Raw genomic sequence first — 25,415 nt, 5'->3', positions numbered from 1 at the left:
AATTCCCCTTTAAATGCAAATAATAGTTTTTTTTATTAGTGTATGTTGCCGTTATTATCGGTCATCGGGTTACATCAAGCAAAACCACTCCAATGACCAGATATTTCATTTTCATTTACAACATCTACGTAATATACATTGGAAAGGTGAGAATATCAAGAGAAAAATTTAATAATTTTATTAATATCATACCCAACTACTATATATTTTGCTAAAAATACAAATCTTGTCCATGTTTTCGTGATAAAGAATGATGTGTGGGGAAGAGGGGAAGTATGCCGAGAATATAAAAAAACCTAAAAGCAAAGCCTTTAGGTTCTTCTTTATTATAGTTGGGAGAAGGCGTAATCAACTGCCTTAATAGTTTCTTTTATATCTTCTTCTGTATGAGCAGTTGTAATAAACCATGCTTCATATTTAGAAGGAGCAAGATTAATTCCTTGATGCAGCATCAGCTTGAAGAACTTCGCAAACATTTCTCCGTCTGTAGCCTCCGCTTGTTTATAATTTTCTACTTTTTCCTTTGTGAAATATACGGTTAATGCACCTTTTAAACGGTTAATGGTAATTGGTGTATTGTATTTCTTGGCAGCTTCCAATATTCCTTCTTCCAGCATAGCTCCTAAGAAATCTAATTGTTCATATACACCTTTTTCTTTTAAAACCTCTAAGCATGCGATACCAGCCAGCATCGATGCAGGATTTCCTGCCATTGTTCCCGCTTGATAAGCAGGTCCGAGCGGTGCTACCTTTTCCATAATTTCTTTGCGGCCGCCATATGCACCAATCGGTAATCCGCCACCAATGATTTTTCCCATCGCTGTTAAATCTGGTGTTACCCCAAGTAAGTTTTGTGCGCCGCCATACATAAAGCGAAAGGCTGTGATAACTTCATCATAAATGACGAGGGCACCGGCATTATGAGTTAGCTCATTCACTTGCTCTAAGAATCCTGGTTTTGGCTCAACAATTCCAAAATTGCCGACGATTGGTTCGACAAGTACAGCTGCAACTTCATCTCCCCATGTATTTAATGCTTCTTTAAAAGGTTCGATGTCATTGAAAGGAACCGTAATAACTTCCTTCGCAATATTTTTCGTTACACCTGCAGAATCTGGCATTCCAAGCTGAGAAGGACCGGAACCGGCTGCAACAAGAACAAGATCAGAATGCCCATGATAACAGCCTTCGAATTTAATGATTTTGTCGCGTCCAGTATATGCGCGGGCAACACGAATAGTGGTCATGACTGCCTCTGTTCCGGAATTCACAAACCGTACCTTATCTAATGCCGGCATTGCTTCTTTCAGCATTTTTGCAAAGGTTACTTCGAAAGGGGTAGGTGTTCCATATAAAACACCATTTTCAGCAGCGGTTTTAATCGCTTCCGTAATATGTGGATGGGCATGTCCTGTAATAATCGGACCATAAGCCGCAAGATAATCAATATAACGGTTATCGTCCACATCCCAGAAGTACGCTCCTTGCGCTCTTTTCATTGCAACCGGTGAGCCGCCGCCAACTGCTTTATAAGATCTCGAAGGACTGTTCACACCTCCGACAATATGCTGTAATGCTTCACTATGTAAAAGTTCAGATTGAGTAAAATTCATATGTATTCCTCCAATTATTAAATCCATTCTCCATTTTAGACCTTTAAGAAAATAGTGTCCAATTAAAGTTTTCATTCATAAATGTATTCGACACTACAATAAAATAGACTGACAAGCAGTTTTTGAACAAGAATATGTCAGCTTGATGTTCTTACCTCTAATTTGCGTAAAATAAAAGGAGCTATTTAAATGTATAATCTCCTCATCATATTAGTCATTCTGTGTATTTGCATGAGCCTGCGAACATTGTTTTTCTCGCATAAATTAAAAAATAAACAAATCTCTTTTGACAACTTTTTGTTCCTTGCTTTTGCCTATTGTGTCCTAATGATTGGGTTCGGCCTTATTTACCTGTTGCTTGAAATAAAGGGATATCACATCATCATCGATCATGGTGCAGACCTGACAGGTTCTTATTTTCATAAGCTGTATACCTCCCTTTATTTAAGTGCAGTAACATTATTTTCTGTTGGCTTTGGAGATGTGGTTCCTTTAGGAATCGGCAGAGCCATTGTCATAATAGAAGCACTGATTGGATATACCATTCCGGCTGCATTTGTCGTGAAAAGTGTACTTGACCATGATCAGGTAAGCTTCAGAAAAAAGTAGATGGTTTGCGTTAAAAGTTACATTTCGATAAGCTGAAGATAAGGTGATACTGCCATTTGGTAGTGGAGAACAACTGCCCGCTAATGCGGGATAAATATTTAGTAGGAGTTGAATTATATGTCCATTGAAATAGGAGCAAAAGCACCAGACTTCGAATTGCATGCAAATAATGGAGAAACGGTAAAACTATCCGATTTCGAGGGTAAAAAGCATGTTGTTTTGTATTTTTATCCAAAGGATATGACACCTGGTTGTACAACGGAAGCATGTGACTTCCGCGATGCATATAAGGAATTTTCCGATTTAGATGCCGTTATTTTAGGCATTAGTCCAGATGAGGTAAATTCCCATCAAAAATTCATTAATAAATACAGCTTACCTTTTCTTTTGTTAGCAGATGTTGATCATAAGGTTGCAGATGAATATGAAGTGTGGAAGCTGAAAAAGAATTTTGGAAAAGAGTATATGGGAATCGAAAGAAGTACATTCATTATCGATAAACAAGGGAACGTTGCGAAGGAATGGCGCAAGGTGAAAGTGGATGGACATGTCCAAGAAGCGCTGGCTTTTATAAAAGAAAATCTTTCTTAAGAGGTAAAAAAATTTATAGACGCTGTCTAGCTCCAAGTGCCAATTTCATTAGCTCGTGAACTACCTCGCTGTGTTTCCTTTATCTCGAGCCTGCGACTACGAAATCCGTACGCCGATGAACAAGGCGCTTCCGCTTTTCTTATTTGCCTATTTTAGTAAGATAGCGGCATTTGTCCACTCAAAACATGACAACGCACATACAGTATAGTAGGGCATACCTCCTCAGATAGTCTTTTAGGGTCGATTCATTCGGCCCCTTTTTTTATGTTTTCTAGAGCGGGTCAATTTTCACACATACATGGTACAATTAAATAAAATATTGAAGAAAAGGGGAAAACCATGAAAACGATCTTTACTTTTACACCGCCGGCTGAATTGATACAAGACCTAACCGACAGTTTTCCTAGCGAGGATTTTTCCTTTTATCCCGATATTCAACATGCAGAGAAGGAGCTTTCGAATGCGGAGGTCCTGGTGACTTATGGTGAGGATTTAACCGAAACACATATTCAACTAGCGGATCAGCTAAAATGGATAATGGTCACATCAGCTGGTCTTGAAAAAATGCCTTTGCAAGCGATAAAAGAGAAGGGGATTCTTGTTACGAATGCACGAGGAATACATAAAATTCCGATGGCAGAATTTACTCTGGGGCTTATGCTGCAATATGCCAAACAATTTCCTGTCATGCAAAAACAGCAGAAGGAGCATGTATGGAAAAAGGGACTGCCGATTTTTGAACTATCCGGACAAACCATATTGATTGTCGGAGCGGGGGCGATTGGAAGTGAGATAGCAAGATTAGCAAAAGCATTTGGAATGAAAACAATCGGTGTGAATAGCAGCGGAGAAAAACGAGATTATTTTGATGAAATGCAAACATTAGATTCCATGTATGAAGGGTTAGGTGCCTCTGATTTTATAGTGAATATTTTACCAAGCACATCAGAAACAAAGCATTTTTATCAAAAACATCATTTTAAAAGTATGAAAAATACAGCTGTTTTTATCAATATCGGCAGAGGGGATGCAGTAAAAACGGAAGTATTAATGGAAGTTCTGCAAGAAAAAATGATATCGCATGCGATTTTAGACGTATTGGAGGAAGAACCGCTGCCGGAGGAGCATCCAATTTGGAGCATGGATAATGTAACGATCACTCCGCATATTTCCAGCAATACAAATCTTTATCTTCCAAGAGCATTTGAAATATTAAAGCATAACTATCGTACATATACTAATAAACAAGAAGACTTTTTGAACGTGATTGATGTAGAAAAGGGGTATTAATGTGAAAATTTATACGAAAACCGGTGATAAAGGAACGACATCATTAGTTTATGGAACAAGAATCGCGAAAAACGATATGCGCGTGGAGGCATATGGGACTTGTGATGAAGCAAATTCAGCGATTGGTCAGGCAATAAGTTTTTTAAAGAAAGAAGATTTTCCGGAAAAAATGGAGGCGGAGGAAGTATTTCATAAAGTGCAAACTGCTCTCTTTCATGTCGGGGCGGAATTATCGACTCCGGGAAATAAAGAAGTAAAGTGGAAAATAAAACAAGAAGATATTGAGGAATTGGAGCATACTATTGATAAATGGGACTCGGCATTGCCGCCATTGAATAATTTCATTTTACCGGGCGGGCATCCGGCTGGTGCAGGCCTGCATTTCGCCAGAACTGTTGTAAGAAGAGCGGAAAGATGTGCTGTGTCATTAGAGGATGTAAATCCGTTGGTGCTCTCCTATCTAAATCGTTTGTCCGATTTTTTATTCGTAGCAGCCCGATTTGTGAATATGCGTCTTAATGAAAATGAAAAAACCCTTCATCAGTCCTGAAAACATTGACAGAAGTGCCTTTTACTTAGTACACTAATTATAGATATTATAAAGTAATAATAAATTCTTTTTAGGAAAGAGGTGCATGACGGTGTCTGAACATCAAATGAAGGAAGCCATTGAAACGTTAAAAGAAACGGGAGTAAGAATCACTCCTCAACGTCATGCGATATTAGAGTATTTAATTCAATCAATGACACATCCTACCGCGGATGAAATTTATAAGGCGCTTGAAGGGAAATTCCCAAATATGAGTGTTGCTACTGTATATAATAACTTGCGAGTATTTCGTGAGGTTGGTTTAGTAAAGGAACTAACATATGGAGATTCATCAAGCCGATTTGATTTTGTCACAACAAATCATTATCACATCATCTGCGAAGACTGTGGAAAGATTGTAGACTTCCACTATCCTGGACTGGATGAAGTGGAGCAGCTTGCTTCACATGTTACAGGGTTTAAGGTAAGTCATCATCGCATGGAAATTTACGGCACTTGTCCTGATTGCATGAAGAAACAAAATGTACATTAAAAAAGAATGGTTCGAGCCTTTACTCGAAACCATTCTTTTTTTGTTTTAGGAATGTTCATTTTTTTTACGTTAAATTCTTAATGCTTACATTTTTGTTGTCTGGGATTTTCGATTGTAGTTTTCATCGAATTCTTTTCCTTCTAAATTCGGGTCTAAGGTTAAAGGCTCACGGCAATGCATGCACATATCGACGCGTCCCAAAATTTTTGTTGGCTTGTTACAGTTCGGACAAACAACCTGCACCGCCTTTGTAGACAGCATTCCGATCCAAAAATACACGACAGTACTAGCAATGATCGACAACAATCCAAGAAGCATAAATATAGACATAACTAGGAAATGAGTTCTGAAAAAGATTCCGAAATACATGATGATAAATCCAACAAATATCAAACTTAACGCAAATGTGCGAATCTTATTGATTTTACTAGAGTATTTTGCCATGCTTGTCCCTCCTAAATGCTACTATATCATAAAATAAGGAAAGATGTAGACTAACAATTGGACATAATTAGTACTTTTAAAATAGCAGGAAATTTATTATCATTGTCGAAGTATAAAGAAAAGCAAAAAAGCATTTTGTTTCTCAACTTACGGTAGAAACACAGAGATCAGACATACTGATATTCCTAAAAACAGATAGACTGAAACTAACTGACATTTAAGCTATTAAATTCATGATACATAAAAATATACTTTCTTATACCCTATAAAGGATTTTGGAGGAATTAAATATGGAGGACATCCTTCGACCGATATATCAAGAAAGAGCAAGCCAAACAAATACACTCGGTGTTCTAATTATTGAAAAAGTACAGAATACGAGTGCAGTTACGGATACATTTGATGCAGTTTTATTAATTGTTGTGAAAGATGTGGAAACACCTGTCTTTATAAAGCACTATACTTATGAGGACAAAAAAGCCTCTTTGCATATTGTCAGAGAAGATCAACTCCGAGAATGGCTGCTGCTCGGGACGAATCGGAAAATAGTAGAGTGGATTCTGCACGGAAAAATATTATTTGACCGCAATGAGTATATGAACAACTTAAGAGATGAGCTTCAGGATTTTCCTTTTTATGATCGAAAAGTCAAAATCGGTCTTGAATTTGCGAAGCTGGTTCGCAGATATATGGAAGGAAAGGCGTTTTTTGATAACAGTCAGTACTTAGATGCCTATAATCATGTAGCACATTCCCTGCATCATTTGGCACGTCTTGCTGTAATTGAAAAAGGCTTTCATCCTGAAATAACGGTATGGAATCAAGTAAAACAAATGGAACCGGAAATATTTAAGCTTTATGAGGAATTGGTTACGAGTGATGAGCCTATAGAAAAGAGATTAGAACTTTTGTTTATAGCAAGTGAATTTTTAATTCATTCCAGAACACGATTTGGTGCCTCACATTTAATTGAAATTATGAAGACGAAAGATGAATGGACGATTAATGATCTTATTTCACATCCGGAATTAGAACATTATGATGTAGACTTAAGCATGCTATTAGAATTTCTACTAGATAAGCATTTTATTGATGAAGTTAGAATTCAAACAAAAGGATATGATATATATCACCGTCATTACTGTGTTTCAAAAAAATTATTGTAAAATATTAATTTATGTATTGACGATTGATTTTATTCTTGGTATATTAATAAACGTCGCTGCAAGATGTTGAAAAACGCAGCGGCGAAGAAAATAAAAAAAGTGTTGACAAGAAAGAAACACTTTGATAAGATAATAAAGTCGCTGTCACGAAAGAGTGACGGAAATTGATCTTTGAAAACTGAACAGAACGAAACGTCAATGTTTTGAAATTTATGAGCTATATCAAACACTTTTTTGGAGAGTTTGATCCTGGCTCAGGACGAACGCTGGCGGCGTGCCTAATACATGCAAGTCGAGCGGACTTTTAAAAGCTTGCTTTTAAAAGTTAGCGGCGGACGGGTGAGTAACACGTGGGTAACCTGCCTGTAAGACTGGGATAACTCCGGGAAACCGGGGCTAATACCGGATAACTTCTTTCCTCGCATGAGGAAAGATTGAAAGATGGCTTCGGCTATCACTTACAGATGGACCCGCGGCGCATTAGCTAGTTGGTGAGGTAACGGCTCACCAAGGCGACGATGCGTAGCCGACCTGAGAGGGTGATCGGCCACACTGGGACTGAGACACGGCCCAGACTCCTACGGGAGGCAGCAGTAGGGAATCTTCCGCAATGGACGAAAGTCTGACGGAGCAACGCCGCGTGAGTGATGAAGGTTTTCGGATCGTAAAACTCTGTTGTTAGGGAAGAACAAGTATCGTTCGAATAGGGCGGTACCTTGACGGTACCTAACCAGAAAGCCACGGCTAACTACGTGCCAGCAGCCGCGGTAATACGTAGGTGGCAAGCGTTGTCCGGAATTATTGGGCGTAAAGCGCGCGCAGGCGGTTTCTTAAGTCTGATGTGAAAGCCCACGGCTCAACCGTGGAGGGTCATTGGAAACTGGGAGACTTGAGTGCAGAAGAGGAGAGTGGAATTCCACGTGTAGCGGTGAAATGCGTAGAGATGTGGAGGAACACCAGTGGCGAAGGCGACTCTCTGGTCTGTAACTGACGCTGAGGCGCGAAAGCGTGGGGAGCGAACAGGATTAGATACCCTGGTAGTCCACGCCGTAAACGATGAGTGCTAAGTGTTAGAGGGTTTCCGCCCTTTAGTGCTGCAGCTAACGCATTAAGCACTCCGCCTGGGGAGTACGGCCGCAAGGCTGAAACTCAAAGGAATTGACGGGGGCCCGCACAAGCGGTGGAGCATGTGGTTTAATTCGAAGCAACGCGAAGAACCTTACCAGGTCTTGACATCCTCTGACAACCCTAGAGATAGGGCGTTCCCCTTCGGGGGACAGAGTGACAGGTGGTGCATGGTTGTCGTCAGCTCGTGTCGTGAGATGTTGGGTTAAGTCCCGCAACGAGCGCAACCCTTGACCTTAGTTGCCAGCATTCAGTTGGGCACTCTAAGGTGACTGCCGGTGACAAACCGGAGGAAGGTGGGGATGACGTCAAATCATCATGCCCCTTATGACCTGGGCTACACACGTGCTACAATGGATGGTACAAAGGGCTGCGAGACCGCGAGGTTAAGCCAATCCCATAAAACCATTCTCAGTTCGGATTGCAGGCTGCAACTCGCCTGCATGAAGCCGGAATCGCTAGTAATCGCGGATCAGCATGCCGCGGTGAATACGTTCCCGGGCCTTGTACACACCGCCCGTCACACCACGAGAGTTTGTAACACCCGAAGTCGGTGAGGTAACCTTTTGGAGCCAGCCGCCGAAGGTGGGACAGATGATTGGGGTGAAGTCGTAACAAGGTAGCCGTATCGGAAGGTGCGGCTGGATCACCTCCTTTCTAAGGATAATGGAAAACCACTTACGTGGTTACAAGAAGACGTTTATAAGTTCTGTTCAGTTTTGAAAGGTCATCCTTTCAAAATATTTTTGTTCCTTGAAAACTAGATACTGATAGAAGAAACCAAGTAAAACCGAGAATCGCCACTTTATGGATTTATCCATTTTAAAGTAGTAATAACCTTATAGGTTAAGTTAGTAAGGGCGCACGGTGGATGCCTTGGCACTAGGAGCCGATGAAGGACGGGACTAACACCGATATGCTTCGGGGAGCTGTAAGCAAGCTTTGATCCGGAGATTTCCGAATGGGGGAACCCACTGCTCGTAATGGAGCAGTATCTTTACCTGAATACATAGGGTAATGAAGGCAGACCCGGGGAACTGAAACATCTAAGTACCCGGAGGAAGAGAAAGCAAACGCGATTTCCTGAGTAGCGGCGAGCGAAACGGAAGAAGCCCAAACCAAGAGGCTTGCCTCTTGGGGTTGTAGGACACTCTATACGGAGTTACAAAGGAACGGAGTAGATGAAGAGGTCTGGAAAGGCCCGTCAAAGAAGGTAACAACCCTGTAGTTGAAACTTCGTTCCCTCCAGAGTGGATCCTGAGTACGGCGGGACACGTGAAATCCCGTCGGAAGCAGGGAGGACCATCTCCCAAGGCTAAATACTCCCTAGTGACCGATAGTGAACCAGTACCGTGAGGGAAAGGTGAAAAGCACCCCGGGAGGGGAGTGAAAGAGAACCTGAAACCGTGTGCCTACAAGTAGTTAGAGCCCGTTAATGGGTGATAGCGTGCCTTTTGTAGAATGAACCGGCGAGTTACGATTTCATGCAAGGTTAAGCTGATGAAGCGGAGCCGCAGCGAAAGCGAGTCTGAATAGGGCGAATAAGTATGAGGTCGTAGACCCGAAACCAGGTGATCTACCCATGTCCAGGGTGAAGGTAAGGTAACACTTACTGGAGGCCCGAACCCACGCACGTTGAAAAGTGCGGGGATGAGGTGTGGGTAGCGGAGAAATTCCAATCGAACTTGGAGATAGCTGGTTCTCTCCGAAATAGCTTTAGGGCTAGCCTCAAGATGAAGAGTATTGGAGGTAGAGCACTGTTTGGACTAGGGGCCCTCATCGGGTTACCGAATTCAGACAAACTCCGAATGCCAAATACTTATGCTTGGGAGTCAGACTGCGAGTGATAAGATCCGTAGTCAAAAGGGAAACAGCCCAGACCACCAGCTAAGGTCCCAAAGTATACGTTAAGTGGAAAAGGATGTGGAGTTGCTTAGACAACCAGGATGTTGGCTTAGAAGCAGCCACCATTTAAAGAGTGCGTAATAGCTCACTGGTCGAGTGACTCTGCGCCGAAAATGTACCGGGGCTAAACGTATCACCGAAGCTGTGGATGGACACCTGACAGGTGTCCGTGGTAGGAGAGCGTTCTAAGGGCGGTGAAGCTAAACCGGAAGGACTAGTGGAGCGCTTAGAAGTGAGAATGCCGGTATGAGTAGCGAAAGAAGGGTGAGAATCCCTTCCACCGAATGCCTAAGGTTTCCTGAGGAAGGCTCGTCCGCTCAGGGTTAGTCGGGACCTAAGCCGAGGCCGAAAGGCGTAGGCGATGGACAACAGGTTGATATTCCTGTACCACCTCTTCACCGTTTGAACGATGGGGGGACGCAGGAGGATAGGGTAAGCGCACTGCTGGTTATGTGCGTCTAAGCAGTTAGGCTGGTTACGAGGCAAATCCCGTAACCGTGAAGGCGGAGCTGTGATAGCGAGGGAAATATAGTACCGAAGTTCCTGATTCCACACTGCCAAGAAAATCCTCTAGTGAGGTGAAAGGTGCCCGTACCGCAAACCGACACAGGTAGGCGAGGAGAGAATCCTAAGGTGAGCGAGAGAACTCTCGTTAAGGAACTCGGCAAAATGACCCCGTAACTTCGGGAGAAGGGGTGCTCTGGTAGGGTGCAAGCCCGAGAGAGCCGCAGTGAATAGGCCCAGGCGACTGTTTAGCAAAAACACAGGTCTCTGCGAAGCCGCAAGGCGAAGTATAGGGGCTGACGCCTGCCCGGTGCTGGAAGGTTAAGAGGAGGGGTTAGCGTAAGCGAAGCTCTGAATTGAAGCCCCAGTAAACGGCGGCCGTAACTATAACGGTCCTAAGGTAGCGAAATTCCTTGTCAGGTAAGTTCTGACCCGCACGAAAGGCGTAACGATCTGGGCACTGTCTCAACGAGAGACTCGGTGAAATTATAGTACCTGTGAAGATGCAGGTTACCCGCGACAGGACGGAAAGACCCCGTGGAGCTTTACTGCAGCCTGATATTGAATTTTGGTACAGCTTGTACAGGATAGGTAGGAGCCTTTGAAGCCGGAGCGCCAGCTTCGGTGGAGGCGTCGGTGGGATACTACCCTGGCTGTATTGAAATTCTAACCCGCACCCCTGATCGGGGTGGGAGACAGTGTCAGGCAGGCAGTTTGACTGGGGCGGTCGCCTCCTAAAGAGTAACGGAGGCGCCCAAAGGTTCCCTCAGAATGGTTGGAAATCATTCGTAGAGTGTAAAGGCACAAGGGAGCTTGACTGCGAGACCTACAAGTCGAGCAGGGACGAAAGTCGGGCTTAGTGATCCGGTGGTTCCGCATGGAAGGGCCATCGCTCAACGGATAAAAGCTACCCCGGGGATAACAGGCTTATCTCCCCCAAGAGTCCACATCGACGGGGAGGTTTGGCACCTCGATGTCGGCTCATCGCATCCTGGGGCTGTAGTCGGTCCCAAGGGTTGGGCTGTTCGCCCATTAAAGCGGTACGCGAGCTGGGTTCAGAACGTCGTGAGACAGTTCGGTCCCTATCCGTCGTGGGCGTAGGAAATTTGAGAGGAGCTGTCCTTAGTACGAGAGGACCGGGATGGACGCACCGCTGGTGTACCAGTTGTCTTGCCAAAGGCATCGCTGGGTAGCTATGTGCGGAAGGGATAAGTGCTGAAAGCATCTAAGCATGAAGCCCCCCTCAAGATGAGATTTCCCATAGCGCAAGCTAGTAAGATCCCTGAAAGATGATCAGGTTGATAGGTTCGAGGTGGAAGTGTGGCGACACATGGAGCTGACGAATACTAATCGATCGAGGACTTAACCAAAATAGAGCGATTCTCTTTACTTCTTCTTCTACAGTATTTAGTTTTGAGGGAATAAAATTCAATTTTATATTGAAATTATCCCAAAATCATATATAATAATATATGTCACATGGTTTGGTGGCTATTGCGAGAAGGTCACACCCGTTCCCATCCCGAACACGGAAGTTAAGCTTCTCAGCGCCGATGGTAGTTGGGGGCTCTCCCCCTGCAAGAGTAGGACGTCGCCAAGCTGGCATTATTCCACAGTAGCTCAGTGGTAGAGCTATCGGCTGTTAACCGATCGGTCGTAGGTTCGAGTCCTACCTGTGGAGCCATACGGAGAGCTGTCCGAGTGGCCGAAGGAGCACGATTGGAAATCGTGTAGGCGGGCAAAACCTGTCTCAAGGGTTCAAATCCCTTGCTCTCCGCCAGATATATGTGGCCCGTTGGTCAAGCGGTTAAGACACCGCCCTTTCACGGCGGTAACACGGGTTCGAATCCCGTACGGGTCACCATTAATATAAAAAGTAAATAACGGAGGATTAGCTCAGCTGGGAGAGCACCTGCCTTACAAGCAGGGGGTCGGCGGTTCGATCCCGTCATCCTCCACCATATAACATTTATAATCGTCGCGGGGTGGAGCAGTCCGGTAGCTCGTCGGGCTCATAACCCGAAGGTCGCAGGTTCAAATCCTGCCCCCGCAATAATGGTCTGGTAGTTCAGCTGGTTAGAATGCCTGCCTGTCACGCAGGAGGTCGCGGGTTCGAGTCCCGTCCAGACCGCCATTTTTTTAAAAAATAGGTACATAGGCTCAGTAGCTCAGTCGGTAGAGCAAAGGACTGAAAATCCTTGTGTCGGCGGTTCGATTCCGTCCTGAGCCACCATTTAATTTAATATGCCGGCCTAGCTCAATTGGTAGAGCACGATCGAATATGCTTCGAAGCATTGCTTCAGCGTACAGCTCGAGCTGCTACTTGAATAATCTTTCTGAGAGCTGGACGACAGGTATATTGCAATAACATATTAGCAGGTTATATCTTAATATTGCCGGCCTAGCTCAATTGGTAGAGCAACTGACTTGTAATCAGTAGGTTGGGGGTTCAAGTCCTCTGGCCGGCACCAGTAGGTTTCGGAGGGGTAGCGAAGTGGCTAAACGCGGCGGACTGTAAATCCGCTCCTTCGGGTTCGGCGGTTCGAATCCGTCCCCCTCCACCATTTTCATAGGGGCATAGTTTAAAGGTAGAACTAAGGTCTCCAAAACCTTCAGTGTGGGTTCGATTCCTACTGCCCCTGCCAATAAGATTATGGCGGCTATGGCGAAGTGGTTAACGCACCGGATTGTGGCTCCGGCATACGTGGGTTCGATCCCCACTAGTCGCCCCATAAAATTGTTAAATTAGCTTTATTATTGGGCTATAGCCAAGCGGTAAGGCAACGGACTTTGACTCCGTCACTCGCTGGTTCGAATCCAGCTAGCCCAGCTTTATGCGGAAGTAGTTCAGTGGTAGAACACCACCTTGCCAAGGTGGGGGTCGCGGGTTCGAATCCCGTCTTCCGCTCCAAACAAAATGGCGGCATAGCCAAGTGGTAAGGCAGAGGTCTGCAAAACCTTTACCACCGGTTCGAATCCGGTTGCCGCCTCCATAATATTGTGCCGGTGTGGCGGAATTGGCAGACGCGCACGACTCAAAATCGTGTTCCTTCGGGAGTACCAGTTCGACCCTGGTCACCGGTATCATAATAGTGAAAGTCCCTGATATGCATTTAATATAAAATGTATATCAGGGACTTTTTCTTTTGCATTATTTTTTGATACGATTAATTAGAAATCAAACATTTAATTATATTCGAGACATGTTTTAATAAAACGAGTGTCGGTTCGACTGCTTTGATTTTCCTCATCATTTATTTTCTGTATAAAGCAGAATATAAATGTCACACCCGAGTATAAATCTTTTCTCCAAGTCAAGACTATGAAAAAGTGTGTAGGTCTTGTTGGCAGAACAACTTATGTTGTTACAAGTATAGTTAAGATTATTTTAACTTATCTAACCTTAACTAGCCTAAGCAAGGCAAAGATAGATTATTTTTCACCCATAATATTTTTCTTCCATATGGCGCTTTTCCTAAATAGGTAAAGTTTTGAAGTTTATGCTTATAATAAGCAATATTTAATTTATATCCAACCTTTTTTCCGATATTGACACTTGAATTAATATCTCTCATTAAAAGGGTTCCACATTTTTCACATGTAAAGCTGCGAATTTGTGGCTCTCTTTTTCTCATGTATCCGCAAACACAACATTCTTTAGTAGTGTTAAATTCATCGGATATTAAAAAATATTTGCCACGTTTCGTTGCAACCCATTTTAAAATAGTACGAAATTTACCAATTTGTTCTTGGTTTAACATACTTCGTTTCATATTTTTATACGGTGCATGTTTATTGTTTGGAGTATAGTCACCAATTATAACTAGATCGTATCTATCGTATAAAGCATGGGCAATAGAATACAACGCTGTCTTAATTTGTTCTCGACGTTTGTTGTAAGCCCTATTTACTGCAGAGTTTAATTTATTCCATCGTGGACTGTGAATGGTATAAGAATTTCCATATTTGCTTTTTTCATTTTGTATTGTTTTTTGCAAATATCTCGTTTGGCTTTTATTTGATCTATTTTTTTGTCCCAATAATTAATCATTAGAAGTTTCTTAAACTCAATAGAATTACCTTCATAGTCAACACCGACAAAGAAATTCTTATGATTTGGATCCAAGGAAATCCATTTCAAATTATCTGGAATATTGGTTTCTTGTTTTATTAATGAAGGTTTTTGAGGTGAGGGTTCATTTAACTTTTTAGACTGTTTGCACTGAATTCGATATTTTGACATTGTTTTTTTATATTCCATTTCTGTCTTCGAGCGGCGTTCTACGGTGAAAATTGCAAAGAATTTATTCCCTTGTTGTTTGCAAAGGCTAAACGTTTTAAATTTTTCTTCATCACCTAACTCTACTTTTTCTTTCAACTTTCCAATAATCGAAGGATTCTTTTTACCTTTTTGTTTTGCTAATCCAGGTACATTGCCTAATGAAATAGAAACTGCTTTTCCTTCCTTTAGAATTTCCCATCCTTTGTTTGGTTCATCAAAAACTAGACTAAACCATTTATTCTTCCAGCTTCTGTGTTTAGGATATCTGGAATCACCTTTAAAAAAGCTCTTATAGGCTTTAAGCAATCTTGTAGATGGTTCCTTTAATACAGAGGAAAAGACTGAATTCAAAAATGGATGACTTTTCTTTAGAGAGACTCCATAATTACGCAGGTTTCTTCCTTCTAGTAGTTTTAAAGAATTATTATTTTCATAGTAATCCTTTTGGCAAGCATCTAATAGTTGATTATATAACCAATTGCAAATTTTGCTCTGTCCGTCTAGTATAATTTCATCATTTTTGGAGAACTCAATTTGAATTTTCTTGGTGTAGGTTAGGCTCATATTATTCACCTCCTTCATTACGAAACATATGTTCTATTATTTATATTAACAAATTCTATTTATATTTACAAATTTAAATCAATTGCAATTAATACAGTCTTTCCTTATTAGAAAATAAAATTAGTTAGGAATTACACAACGTTCGAAATGGAGAAAGTCTTGTTGTAATAAGTATTGAGAAGAGGAGTATGGAAATGTTGTTATAACAATTTATATTGGTTAAATAATGGATTCTTACACTTTTATTCGATCATCCGAACATTACCAGCATTTTCAAAGAACCTATAAAGATGGCAAGATATGTATTATAATGGAATTAATATATTAATTGAGAGGATTTTATCTATGCCATATACGATCCAGTCTTCGGAAAAACTTAGACCATCTGGTGCTGAATATGAAACGAAAGCACTTTTATACTTAATGAATTTCAGAGTAGATAGTCCGGAAGTCTATTATTATGTTGTAGATTTTTTTAATGATTTAACCGGCATGAATAGAACTGGCAGAAAAATGTGGGATATACAGTCGAAAGGTGCAAAAAGTTCTTCCCCTAAAACACTAGGGAAAGAACTTGTTACTTTATTTAAAAATTATAGAAGTGACTTTAATTTCGATTGTTTTGTATTATTTTTAGGTGGAGTTTCACCTACTGTAAGAGTAGACCAAACCAAAAATGTTTTTGATATTCAAAATATTCAACCGGAAGCGCTTAAAAAGATGAAACAGGGTTTATTAGAAGAGTGTAATGATAAAACTTACATAGATAATACGAACATTAGTGATAAAGAGCTAGATGAATTTATAAGTAAAATTCAATTTGTTGTTGATGATAAAAAGCCCTATGAATATGTGAAATCCATTATAAAAACCCATACAAAGTTAATTCCTAATGAAGAAGTATTAAATGGTATTTTTAATGAAATTAGAGATAAACAAGCAAGTAAAAAAAATTCCAGCGTCGTGGAAAATATTACAATTGAAACTTCACATGAAGCATTGAATTATTCAAGGCATTTAACTGCTGGAGAGATTAGATTATTAACAATTTCGCGGATTATTAACAGAGATCTTTTTGAGAAGGGACCTCCGTTGCCATTCTATCTTATTTTAAATAGTGTCCCAGATGAAAGGAAAAAAGATGTGATTTTAGAAAGTAGATTAGCATTATCTAGAGCATTGTTTAATAAAAATAACGCTAATACTTTTTGGAGACTATTTGAAAATACATATTCAACAATAATTCAAAATCCTTCGGACAATGTAAATGTTATTTATGATAAATTAGATCACGATATATTGGAACAATGTTACGATTTTGATGTGATTTCATTAAAGTATTTTATTTCTTTAATTAAGGATGGTATTGAATAATGTTAATAAAAAAAGTTGCTATTGGCAATGAGCAAGAAGCATTTATTGAAGATAGATTTTCTGAGAAAATGAATATTATTTCTAGTGAAGATAACAATAGAGGGAAGACTATTTTGATACAAGGAATGATGTACGCACTAGGCAATAATCCTGTATTCCCTTCAACCTTCAATTACACTAATTATTATTATGTAGTCGAATTTCTTCATAATAATACCATTTATAAAATCTGTAGAAACAAGGACTTATTTTTTATTCAATTCAATGAATCATTGTTGCTTTTTGAAAATGTATCGGAATTGAAGCGATATTGGCATAAAGATATAATGCATTTGCCGATAATAACAAAGAATAATTTCACACGAATAGTTGACCCTGAACTTTACTTGCAGGTTTCTTTTGTAGGGCAAGATAAAAAAGATACTTCTAATATTGCTAATAAAGGATTGTACAATAAAGAGGATTTCAATACTATGCTTTATTCTATAGCTGGAATAAAGCATAGTATTGCGGATTTTGATAACATTAACAACATAAAACGAAAGATTTCGAATTTAAAAGATGAGAAGAAACTTATACTACAGCAATCAAAAATTTTGAAATCCCAGAAGAAGCCTATTTCATATTTAAGTAGCGCTAATGACAGGATTAATTTTAAAAATCATCTTGAAAAAATTGAAAAAGTTAAAGATAAATTAACGGAATTACATAAAGATCGTAACAAAAATATAAATAGAAAATTAAAATGTGAAATAACAATTAAAGAATTAAATTCTTTAAATAGAAATTTAGAATCAGGTGAGTTAGTTTGTTTAGACTGTGGGTCCAATCATATTGGCTATAAAGCATCTCCTCAGCAAATGTATTCTTTTGATGTATCAACTCCGGAAATACGAAAACAAATCATAGAATCAATTAATAATAAAATTGATGATTATGAAGAAGAAGTTGAGCGTATAACTTTATTAATTAATAGTGAACAAGCTAAACTAAAAGAATTATTATCTGTTGAAGAAATTTCTTTAGAATCTTTAATTGCATATAAAGATGATGTGTATAGTGTTTCAGATGCTGAGAACAAATTAAATTCCATCGAAGATAATATAAACAAATTAGAAAATCAAATGAAAGAAGCCTCAAATGACATAGAAGTTGTTAAGGAGCAACAACATAACCTATTAAATGCAATTCTTAGCAAAATGAATGAAAATTATAAATTGGTGGATCCCTCGGGTAATTTGGAGTTCGATAGCATTTTTACTAAAAAAACAGAAGTTTATTCTGGTAGTGAACAAACTATTTATCACTTAGTAAAAGTTTATTCTCTAGCCAAAATACTAAATCATGATTATCCAATTGTTGTCGATTCATTCCGTGCAGAAGATTTATCGACTGAAAAAGAAAAAGTTATTTTAGATTTATTTCGCGAGTTGAATAATCAAGTAATATTTACAACCACATTAAAGAGTGAAGAAATTGGAAAATATGATAAAAAAGAGTTTGATTTTATTAATCATATTGATTATTCTAACCATTCTCCAAGTAAAATTCTCCAATCAAGGTATGTATACGAGTTTAAAAAAATCCTTTTGAATTTTTCTTTAAATATTTAATAAGTTAATTCATTAAGTATTTTAATAAGACTACTTGTCAATTGTAGTATAGTTGAAGTGTTTTTCACAATTTTTACACATAAAAAGTCGGAATCCTTGTAATATAAGGCTTTCCGACTTAATTTCGACCTCGACCACTATGTCATTCTTACGTTAAGCGGAAAACAAATATAGGATTAGTAAAGGAGTGAATAGCTTGAAAAATGAATTCCCATTAAATCAGGATACTGTTATATCCTGTACTGAATTAACCATTTTAGATTTTTGAAAATGGGGATTTTCCAATATACTTACTAACTCATTAAGAGGTATATTTGCTGAATTTTTAGTTGGTGCAACTATTGGATCACTAAACGATTCGAGAATAGTATGGGACGCCTATGATTTACAATACAAGAGTAAAAAAATAGAGGTAAAGTCCGCTGCTTATATACAATCGTGGTATAGTGGAAAACCATTCAAAATAAGTTTCGATATAAGTGCAAAGAAGGAGTACGACTACACAACAAATCAATACAGCCCGGAACCTAGAAGGAATGCAGATATATTTGTATTCTGTATTTTGAAAGAACAGAATGAAAACATTGTTAATCCAACAGACTCTCATCAATGGGAATTCTATGTTGTTTTAACAAAAGTTTTGAACCGACAATTACCAATTCAAAAAACGATTACCTTATCTTCTCTTCAAAATATTTCTGCACCCCTTATATTTAATCAATTAAAGAACACAATTGATAATTTAGATGAGTAAAAATTACTCATTTTATTTAATGTTTTATCCAAATGAATAGTGTAGAGTTTCGTCACCCAGGATGACAGGGATTTTTCCCTGCACCACGAGGGATAAGGTGCCTGACCCTCAGTCCCACTAAATAAACTTTTTAAGTTAAAGATGATTTTTTTAAACAAATGTCGAATAGATTAATAGATAAATATAAATTAGGAGGAGAAAGAAATGAGTAACAATGAGCTAAGGTATTTAACCATTGAAGAAGTTATATCATTACCTCAATTTAGGGATACAGCTATTTGTCCTGATGGAAAGAAAGTAGCCTATGTTAAGCAAACCTCGGACTGGGATGGTAACTCCTATCCGCAGCATGTTTGGGTTTATGATAGGCAAAAAGAGACACATTACCCTGTAACCGCTGGCAATATTGAAAGTATGCATCCACGGTGGTCCCCGAATTCTCAGCAGCTTGCTTATTTAAGTTTTGTAGGAGAAGGGGATAAAAAAAGAAAACAAATTTTTCTACATTCGAGTGATCAGGTTGACCGTATCCAAGTTACATATTCAGAAAATAATGTTGATAGTTTTAAATGGTCACCGGATGGAAAAGGAATCTTTTATATTACACAGCGCGGGGAATCAGAGAAACAAAAGAAGCGTAAGGAAATGTATGGTGAATTTAGTTATATAGATGAAGATTTTGAGTACAATATGCTTTATTATTTGGAAGTTGGAAATAGCCAAAATAGAATGTGGAACCATTATCCAAAAGATTTACGTGAAAAGAATGATGAAAAAGCCATTGCCCTAATAAGCGATTTAGATGTTCACATTCAGGGGTTTGATGTTTCTCCAGATGGGAAAAGAGTTGTATTTATTGGGACACCTACCCCTCGTATAATAGATCATCTTGAGCAGACTCTTTATATGCTAGATGTGGAGACGAAAGGAATCACCACATTAGATGTGTCACCACTACTTGCTGGGAATGTGTTATTTTCACCTGATGGTTCTAAAATTTGTTATACACGTTTTTTAGAGGAAAAAGCCTTTTTTAACAACATGATTCTAGAAACCTATCATTTGGAAAGAAAAGAAACGACTCGCCTTGCTAAGCAGATTGATGAGAATATTTTCCCTATTGTGTGGACAAATCGTGGTATTCTCATTTCCTGGCAAGCCAAGACAAATATTTTAGCAGGTCTTGTTTCAGAAGAGGATGAGTTACTTTATCTAGTTGACGAGGAAGACATGGTTGCGACTAGTCCAGCGATTACAACGGATGGGGATGTTTTTGTTTGCGTAAAAGCGACATCTGAACAAGCAGCCGAAGTTTATGTTAATGATCAGAAAATAACGGATCAATATAAGTTATATGAAGGAAAATTGAAAAGTAAGAAAGAAGTAATTAGCTGGAAAACGAAAGACGGGTTAGAAATTGAAGGAGTCCTTTCACTACCTGTCGATTACGATCCATCTAAGTCCTATCCACTGATCGTTGCTGTCCACGGTGGGCCGACTGGGACATCCTTTGCCACACCGACTACACACAAATATCAACCAATTGAATCATTTGTGGAAAAAGGTTTCTTAGTGCTTGAGCCTAATTACCGAGGCAGTGCTGGATATGGTGAGACGTTCCGAAAAGCGAACATTCGAAAGCTTGGGCTTGGGGACTATGAAGATGTTATATCTGGAGTTGACTACCTCATCGAAACAAGAGGTGTAGACCCTGAGAAAGTTGGTATTTTAGGATGGAGTCAAGGGGGATACATATCTGCATTCTGTGCCACTTATAGCAATCGATTTAAGGCAATATCTGTTGGCGCAGGAATTTCCAACTGGATGACTTACTATGTCAATACCGATATTACCCACTTTACGCGTTTCTATTTAGGATCGGATCCGTGGAAGGATGAAGCCATTTATCGCGAAACATCACCGATGACCTATATCAATAATGCCACCACACCAACTTTAATTCAGCATGGAGAAGTGGACCCGCGAGTTCCTGTTCCCAATGCTTATGAACTATACCGGGGTTTAAAAGACGTCGGTGTTGATACAAAGTTAGTGATATATAAAGGCATGCAGCATGGATCGACGAAACCAGGATTAAATCGAGCGATTCTTAAGCAGAATTTAGATTGGTTCTCTCATTATATTTTAGGAGAACCGCTGGATGAAGAACGGGTATATTAACAAAAGCTCTTTACGTAAACTTTGAATTAAGGTTGAAAAGATATCTGGTGAACAACAAAGTTTGCGAAAATAGTTAAAACTAAAAGGATTTTTAGATTTTATGTCGAACAATTGTATAGGATTCTAGAAATGCTTGGGGGACACTCTTTTGTTACTTTACTTTTGATACAAATCATCTGCCTAAAATTCTAAAACAAATTAGGAGATGGTATAGTATGATATTTAAAAACTCACTCGAGGGTATATCCTCTAATATGCTTAAAGGTTTCTTTGTAGGCTGGCCTAACCCGCCAAGTCCACAAACACATTTAAACCTCTTAAAAAAAAGTAGTAAAGTGGTTCTTGCGATGGATGATAATACGACTCAAGTAGTTGGATTTATAACCGCTATTAGTGATGGAATTCTTTCGGCTTACATTCCACTTCTTGAGGTTTTACCGGAATACAAGAATAAAGGTATTGGCAAAGAATTAGTCAAGCAGATGCTAAAAGAACTTGATAACATATATATGATTGATTTATGTTGTGACGATGACTTGGTTCCTTTTTATGAAAAATTCGGTATGATGAAGGGCAATAGTATGCTTTTTAGGAACTATCAAAGGCAATCAGGAAGTTAAAATAAGATTAAAATGAATACATGTAGTGTAACGAGTTCTCTTTTGAAGATAAAAAGTAAAAAAGGTTAAATAAGAAAACAAAAAAGCATGGTAATATAAATTCGCCATGCTTTTTGCGTCTCATTAAACTTGTATAAAACTAATTCAAAAGCAAAATCTTCCGAATAGATATTCTCTATCTAATAATTGAATTGCTAAAAACAGATATTTCATTCATTGATGTGCAAATTTTTTTGCATGGATGTCTGTTATAACAGAATGTTGATTCCACAGTGTTTGAAAAATAAACGGAATAATTCCGCTTAAATTTGGGAAATACCCATATTTCCTTAAAAATAAAGGAAGTTTTTCCGGTTATGTTATCCAATTCTTTGGATTTCTTCTTATTTAGAGCAAGTTAATCGGAAAATCTCCGCTTATTTCTGCTTCAAAAGCCTCCTATCTATACATTAACCGGAAAATCTCCGCCTAAAAAGCATGCATCTTAAGGAGTTAACTGTTTGAGAACAGCCCTAACGCTTTGTGTAGAGCTGTTTTTTTTTATAAAGAAAATCATTTTTCTATTATTTACAAAATAGTCTTAATATATGTATATTTGAATTTAGGGAGGGAGATTTTTGAAAAAAGTCATTACAACGATAATTATTGGGGTATTTTTCTTAACTTTTAGTGTGAATAGTGCATCCGCTCATTCCGGTAGAACAGATAGGTTAGGTGGACATTTTAGGACAAGTGATTGTGTTTATATGTTTCATCATCCGACAAGTAAAGTTTCGGGGAAATCAAAAGCTAAAATTGTTTCTCTTATAAAACAATATAATAGTAACTATAGATGTACTAGAACATTAACAACTAAAAAGGTGTTGTGGAATACAGTAAGACATAAATAGTATTACCCACCATATACGGTGGGTTTTTATGTATTATTAATGATATATAACTAGAATCGTAAATAGGGGATAGAAAACATTGATTATATATGAAGCTACTAAATCTGAATTTATTTCAGACGTTACAAATGAATTATTAGTTGAACGTTTATATACTTCTTATCAAGAAAAGATAGGTCGTACATCTAAGCAGGAAATTTTATCATGGGAGAATTCCCTCCAAAGAATGTCAAACGTTATGCAAGATAAGGATATCCCTCAGGATGCAGCAGTTGCCATAGAATTCAAAATTCCTAACACATCCAAACGCGTAGATTTTATTGTAGCTGGTAATGACGGAAAAAAAGATCATGTGGTGATTATCGAATTAAAACAATGGACAGAAGTAGAAAAAATAACAAGTAAGGATGCTCTAGTTAATACTTACCTCGGAGGTTCTAAAAGGGCTGTTACGCATCCTTCCTATCAGGCATGGTCATATGCCGCATTAATAAATGATTTTAATGAAAATGTTCAGAAACAACAAATAGAGTTAAAGCCGTGTGCATATTTACATAATTATAGAAAAAGTGAAAATGATCCATTAACAGATAAACATTATCAAGAGCATTTGATGAAAGCCCCAGTATTTGCAAAAGGGGAGATTCAGAAATTAAGAGATTTTATTAAAAAATATGTTCGGATAGGTGACCAAAATAAGTTGATTTATCAAATCGAGCACGGTAGAATTCGTCCTTCAAAATCTTTGCAGGATTCCCTTACTCTTATGTTAAAAGGGAATGAAGAATTTATCATGATTGACGAACAAAAAGTGTTCTATGAAGAAGCATTTCATCTGGCAATAGATTGTGTGAAAAATAATAAGAAACAAGTAATGGTCATTGAAGGTGGTCCTGGAACTGGAAAATCAGTAATGGCGGTTAATCTTTTAGTAAATCTGCTTAATCAAGATTTAATGACCTTATATGTTTCAAAAAATTCAGCGCCTAGAGAGGTGTATGCATCGAAATTAAAAGGCACAATCAGAAAAACGGAAATTGATAATTTATTTAAGGGATCGGGAAGTTTTACCGTTTCAAAATTAAATGAGTTTGATGTCATTATCGTTGATGAGGCGCATCGCTTAAATGAAAAGTCCGGTTTTTATGGGAACAAGGGAGAAAATCAAGTAAAGGAATTAATTCATGCATCAAAATTTACTATATTTTTTATTGACGAAAACCAAAAGGTAACCTTAAAGGATATTGGTAGTGTGGATCTAATTGAGAAATATGCAAAAGAGTTTGATGCTGATATTATCAGAGGAAAGCTAGTATCACAATTTCGGTGTGACGGATCAGATGCATACATTTCCTGGTTAGATGATGTTCTTCAAATTCGGGAAACAGCAAACAATGATTATTATGGTGTAGACTATGATTTTCGTGTGTACGATAACCCGCATGATATGTTATATGAAATTGAAAAATTAAATAAGGAAAATAATAAATCTCGAATGTTGGCCGGTTACTGTTGGGAATGGCCCACTGCTGAGAGAAATAATACAGAGCATAAAGATATCGTAATTCCAGAATTTGATTTTGAAATAAGCTGGAATCTACAAGATAGTATCTGGGCTATTGATCAGGATTCTGTTAGTGAAGCGGGATGTATTCATACCTCACAAGGTTTAGAGTTTGATTATGTAGGGGTGATCATTGGACCAGACATGAGATTTGAAAATCACGAAGTAATTACAGACTTCACAAAACGTGCAAAAACGGATCAATCTTTAAAAGGGATTAAGAAAATAGAAAAAGAAGATTCAGAACGAGCTAAAGCCATTGCAGATCAAATTATTAGGAATACATATCGAACTCTTATGACACGCGGACAAAAAGGCTGCTTTATCTTTTGTACTGACCCAATGCTGAACAATTACTTCCAAAACCGTCTTATAAAGACATTAGCATATGATGATTTATCGCCGAGTTTGGTATCTAAAGTAGCAGAGAATACAGAAGGTTATAATTAAAAACATTTATTTAAAATTGATATAGATTATCTATTGGCAACTAAATTGAGAACAATCCCCAAAATTTGGTGTCAACCCCTTAGTAAATTAAGTATAACGCACTAGGGGGAAGGCACCACAATTAAAATATATCCCCGAAAGATACTAGCTTCATCGATACTTTTACTTTACTCTGTTTTAACGTTTGCTTAATGTTTCATTAATATTTAATACTACTGTATAATTGATTAAAATCAATTTATTCAAAAATGAGGTGGTTATAAATGACTGCTGATGAGATCATGAAAGCAATTAAAGAAATGGATAATGGGGAACGGATAAAATTACTCAATATGTTATTTGATAATTACTTTGATAGCAGACCTCCTAAAGAGCAAATAATAAAAGAGAAAGAAGAAATGTTTTGGGGTAAAGAAGATGAGTAAGACAGGCAAACGCGGAGAGGTTTGGACTGTAGAGTTAAATGGAAAAAGAAGACCAGTCGTAATTGTGAGTAATGAAAATGTAATTGTAGAATTAGATCATTTGATTGCGACAGTTACAAGTCAACATGCAAGAAATGAATTTGATGTTATCATAGAATATTGGAAAGAAGCAGGATTAGATAAACCTTCTGTTGTCAGATGTTCAAAATTAAACACGGTACATTTTAAAGAGTTATTATTTAAAATCGGAAAGTTACATGAACATGATTTAGATAGAGTGTTAACCACAATACGAAGCTATTTTTAATTAATGTATTTACAAAATAATTGATGCGGGAAAGTGAGGAATTGCTCTCCCGTTTTTTACGT

At 38.4% G+C, this 25,415-nt stretch carries 18 protein-coding genes, 15 tRNA genes and 3 rRNA genes; 32 read left to right on the top strand and 4 right to left on the bottom strand.

The genetic code is table 11. The features are described from left to right. Positions 1-326: 326 nt before the first annotated feature. Positions 327-1,613, bottom strand: coding sequence for a glutamate-1-semialdehyde 2,1-aminomutase (locus tag NSQ59_RS20470; protein ID WP_055741914.1), 1,287 nt, complete (start codon positions 1,611-1,613; stop codon positions 327-329). 189 nt (positions 1,614-1,802) lie between these two features. Between NSQ59_RS20470 and NSQ59_RS20465 the strand changes: the two genes are divergently transcribed. The 5 genes from NSQ59_RS20465 to perR all read left to right on the top strand — a co-directional run bounded on the left by NSQ59_RS20465 (position 1,803) and on the right by perR (position 5,185). Continuing rightward, positions 1,803-2,222, top strand: a complete 420-nt coding sequence (locus tag NSQ59_RS20465; RefSeq protein ID WP_055741913.1) for a potassium channel family protein — start codon at positions 1,803-1,805, stop codon at positions 2,220-2,222. A gap of 117 nt (positions 2,223-2,339) precedes the next feature. Then, positions 2,340-2,813 (top strand): thioredoxin-dependent thiol peroxidase, encoded by a 474-nt coding sequence (bcp, locus tag NSQ59_RS20460; RefSeq protein WP_126647338.1) that lies wholly within the window; start codon positions 2,340-2,342, stop codon positions 2,811-2,813. 339 nt (positions 2,814-3,152) lie between these two features. Next, a complete protein-coding gene (locus NSQ59_RS20455) occupies positions 3,153-4,103 on the top strand; it encodes a D-2-hydroxyacid dehydrogenase (protein WP_340832543.1) in 951 nt (316 codons plus the stop codon). 1 nt (position 4,104) lies between these two features. Beyond that, positions 4,105-4,653: a cob(I)yrinic acid a,c-diamide adenosyltransferase gene (locus NSQ59_RS20450; RefSeq protein ID WP_340832541.1), complete on the top strand. Its 549-nt coding sequence runs from the start codon at positions 4,105-4,107 to the stop codon at positions 4,651-4,653. An 85-nt stretch (positions 4,654-4,738) separates the two neighbouring features. Then, positions 4,739-5,185 (top strand): peroxide-responsive transcriptional repressor PerR, encoded by a 447-nt coding sequence (gene perR / locus NSQ59_RS20445; protein ID WP_055741909.1) that lies wholly within the window; start codon positions 4,739-4,741, stop codon positions 5,183-5,185. An 84-nt stretch (positions 5,186-5,269) separates the two neighbouring features. Here perR and NSQ59_RS20440 read toward each other — a convergent pair whose 3' ends face one another. Continuing rightward, complete coding sequence (locus tag NSQ59_RS20440) at positions 5,270-5,629, bottom strand: YgzB family protein (RefSeq protein WP_055741908.1); 360 nt, start codon at positions 5,627-5,629, stop codon at positions 5,270-5,272. Between the two features lie 290 nt (positions 5,630-5,919). On the opposite strand from NSQ59_RS20440, the gene NSQ59_RS20435 reads away from it, so the two are divergent. The 19 genes from NSQ59_RS20435 to NSQ59_RS20345 all read left to right on the top strand — a co-directional run bounded on the left by NSQ59_RS20435 (position 5,920) and on the right by NSQ59_RS20345 (position 13,413). Further along, positions 5,920-6,795: a nucleotidyltransferase-like protein gene (locus NSQ59_RS20435; RefSeq protein ID WP_340832539.1), complete on the top strand. Its 876-nt coding sequence runs from the start codon at positions 5,920-5,922 to the stop codon at positions 6,793-6,795. Positions 6,796-7,026: 231 nt separating this feature from the next. Next, positions 7,027-8,577, top strand: a 16S ribosomal RNA gene (locus NSQ59_RS20430). A 187-nt stretch (positions 8,578-8,764) separates the two neighbouring features. Continuing rightward, a 23S ribosomal RNA gene (locus NSQ59_RS20425) occupies positions 8,765-11,699 on the top strand. 113 nt (positions 11,700-11,812) lie between these two features. After that, a 5S ribosomal RNA gene (gene rrf, locus NSQ59_RS20420) occupies positions 11,813-11,929 on the top strand. Together the 16S, 23S and 5S rRNA genes with 15 tRNA genes alongside form the textbook arrangement of a ribosomal RNA operon. A 9-nt stretch (positions 11,930-11,938) precedes the next feature. Beyond that, positions 11,939-12,013: transfer RNA gene (locus tag NSQ59_RS20415), tRNA-Asn, on the top strand. A gap of 3 nt (positions 12,014-12,016) precedes the next feature. Next, positions 12,017-12,109: transfer RNA gene (locus NSQ59_RS20410), tRNA-Ser, on the top strand. Positions 12,110-12,118: 9 nt separating this feature from the next. Beyond that, positions 12,119-12,193: transfer RNA gene (locus tag NSQ59_RS20405), tRNA-Glu, on the top strand. Between the two features lie 21 nt (positions 12,194-12,214). Next, a tRNA-Val gene (locus tag NSQ59_RS20400) sits at positions 12,215-12,290 on the top strand. Positions 12,291-12,308: 18 nt separating this feature from the next. Further along, positions 12,309-12,382, top strand: a tRNA-Met gene (locus NSQ59_RS20395). A gap of 4 nt (positions 12,383-12,386) precedes the next feature. Next, positions 12,387-12,463: transfer RNA gene (locus NSQ59_RS20390), tRNA-Asp, on the top strand. Between the two features lie 23 nt (positions 12,464-12,486). Next, a tRNA-Phe gene (locus NSQ59_RS20385) sits at positions 12,487-12,562 on the top strand. 162 nt (positions 12,563-12,724) lie between these two features. Continuing rightward, positions 12,725-12,800, top strand: a tRNA-Thr gene (locus NSQ59_RS20380). Between the two features lie 9 nt (positions 12,801-12,809). Beyond that, positions 12,810-12,893: transfer RNA gene (locus NSQ59_RS20375), tRNA-Tyr, on the top strand. A gap of 7 nt (positions 12,894-12,900) precedes the next feature. After that, positions 12,901-12,974: transfer RNA gene (locus NSQ59_RS20370), tRNA-Trp, on the top strand. 11 nt (positions 12,975-12,985) lie between these two features. Further along, positions 12,986-13,061 (top strand) — tRNA-His (locus NSQ59_RS20365). A 26-nt stretch (positions 13,062-13,087) separates the two neighbouring features. Further along, positions 13,088-13,159: transfer RNA gene (locus tag NSQ59_RS20360), tRNA-Gln, on the top strand. A 6-nt stretch (positions 13,160-13,165) separates the two neighbouring features. After that, positions 13,166-13,240, top strand: a tRNA-Gly gene (locus tag NSQ59_RS20355). Between the two features lie 8 nt (positions 13,241-13,248). Next, a tRNA-Cys gene (locus tag NSQ59_RS20350) sits at positions 13,249-13,322 on the top strand. Between the two features lie 9 nt (positions 13,323-13,331). Beyond that, positions 13,332-13,413, top strand: a tRNA-Leu gene (locus NSQ59_RS20345). Between the two features lie 323 nt (positions 13,414-13,736). On the opposite strand, the gene NSQ59_RS20340 is transcribed toward NSQ59_RS20345, so the two are convergent. Further along, on the bottom strand, positions 13,737-14,327 hold the full coding sequence (locus tag NSQ59_RS20340; protein ID WP_340832537.1) for a transposase: 591 nt from the start codon (positions 14,325-14,327) through the stop codon (positions 13,737-13,739). Then, positions 14,249-15,175: a hypothetical protein gene (locus tag NSQ59_RS20335; RefSeq protein WP_340832535.1), complete on the bottom strand. Its 927-nt coding sequence runs from the start codon at positions 15,173-15,175 to the stop codon at positions 14,249-14,251. Before NSQ59_RS20335 ends, NSQ59_RS20340 begins: the two co-directional genes overlap by 79 nt. A 345-nt stretch (positions 15,176-15,520) precedes the next feature. Here NSQ59_RS20335 and NSQ59_RS20330 point away from each other — a divergent pair, with 345 nt between their 5' ends. The 8 genes from NSQ59_RS20330 to NSQ59_RS20295 all read left to right on the top strand — a co-directional run bounded on the left by NSQ59_RS20330 (position 15,521) and on the right by NSQ59_RS20295 (position 25,353). Then, positions 15,521-16,549, top strand: coding sequence for a hypothetical protein (locus NSQ59_RS20330; protein ID WP_340832533.1), 1,029 nt, complete (start codon positions 15,521-15,523; stop codon positions 16,547-16,549). Continuing rightward, entirely contained in the window at positions 16,549-18,162 is a 1,614-nt protein-coding gene (locus NSQ59_RS20325) for a hypothetical protein (RefSeq protein WP_340832532.1), read from the top strand. Before NSQ59_RS20330 ends, NSQ59_RS20325 begins: the two co-directional genes overlap by 1 nt. A 958-nt stretch (positions 18,163-19,120) precedes the next feature. After that, the gene (locus tag NSQ59_RS20320; RefSeq protein WP_340832531.1) at positions 19,121-21,097 is read left to right on the top strand and encodes a S9 family peptidase; all 1,977 of its coding nucleotides are present in this window, start codon (positions 19,121-19,123) and stop codon (positions 21,095-21,097) included. A gap of 215 nt (positions 21,098-21,312) precedes the next feature. After that, positions 21,313-21,717 carry a GNAT family N-acetyltransferase gene (locus tag NSQ59_RS20315; RefSeq protein ID WP_340832529.1) on the top strand — a complete coding sequence of 135 codons (405 nt, stop codon included), beginning with the start codon at positions 21,313-21,315 and terminating at the stop codon, positions 21,715-21,717. A gap of 617 nt (positions 21,718-22,334) precedes the next feature. Further along, complete coding sequence (locus tag NSQ59_RS20310; protein WP_055741067.1) at positions 22,335-22,607, top strand: hypothetical protein; 273 nt, start codon at positions 22,335-22,337, stop codon at positions 22,605-22,607. Between the two features lie 79 nt (positions 22,608-22,686). After that, positions 22,687-24,621: a DUF2075 domain-containing protein gene (locus tag NSQ59_RS20305; protein ID WP_340832527.1), complete on the top strand. Its 1,935-nt coding sequence runs from the start codon at positions 22,687-22,689 to the stop codon at positions 24,619-24,621. Between the two features lie 263 nt (positions 24,622-24,884). Then, entirely contained in the window at positions 24,885-25,046 is a 162-nt protein-coding gene (locus NSQ59_RS20300; RefSeq protein WP_163258581.1) for a hypothetical protein, read from the top strand. Further along, the gene (locus tag NSQ59_RS20295) at positions 25,039-25,353 is read left to right on the top strand and encodes a type II toxin-antitoxin system PemK/MazF family toxin (protein ID WP_055741065.1); all 315 of its coding nucleotides are present in this window, start codon (positions 25,039-25,041) and stop codon (positions 25,351-25,353) included. Before NSQ59_RS20300 ends, NSQ59_RS20295 begins: the two co-directional genes overlap by 8 nt. Positions 25,354-25,415: the final 62 nt, after the last annotated feature.

Source organism: Margalitia sp. FSL K6-0131 (assembly GCF_038008735.1).
In the GTDB taxonomy this organism is placed as follows: Bacteria; Bacillota; Bacilli; order Bacillales; family Bacillaceae_C; genus Margalitia; species Margalitia shackletonii.
Note: the sequence above shows the minus strand (reverse complement) of the source record. Positions and strands in the feature narration are given on the sequence as shown.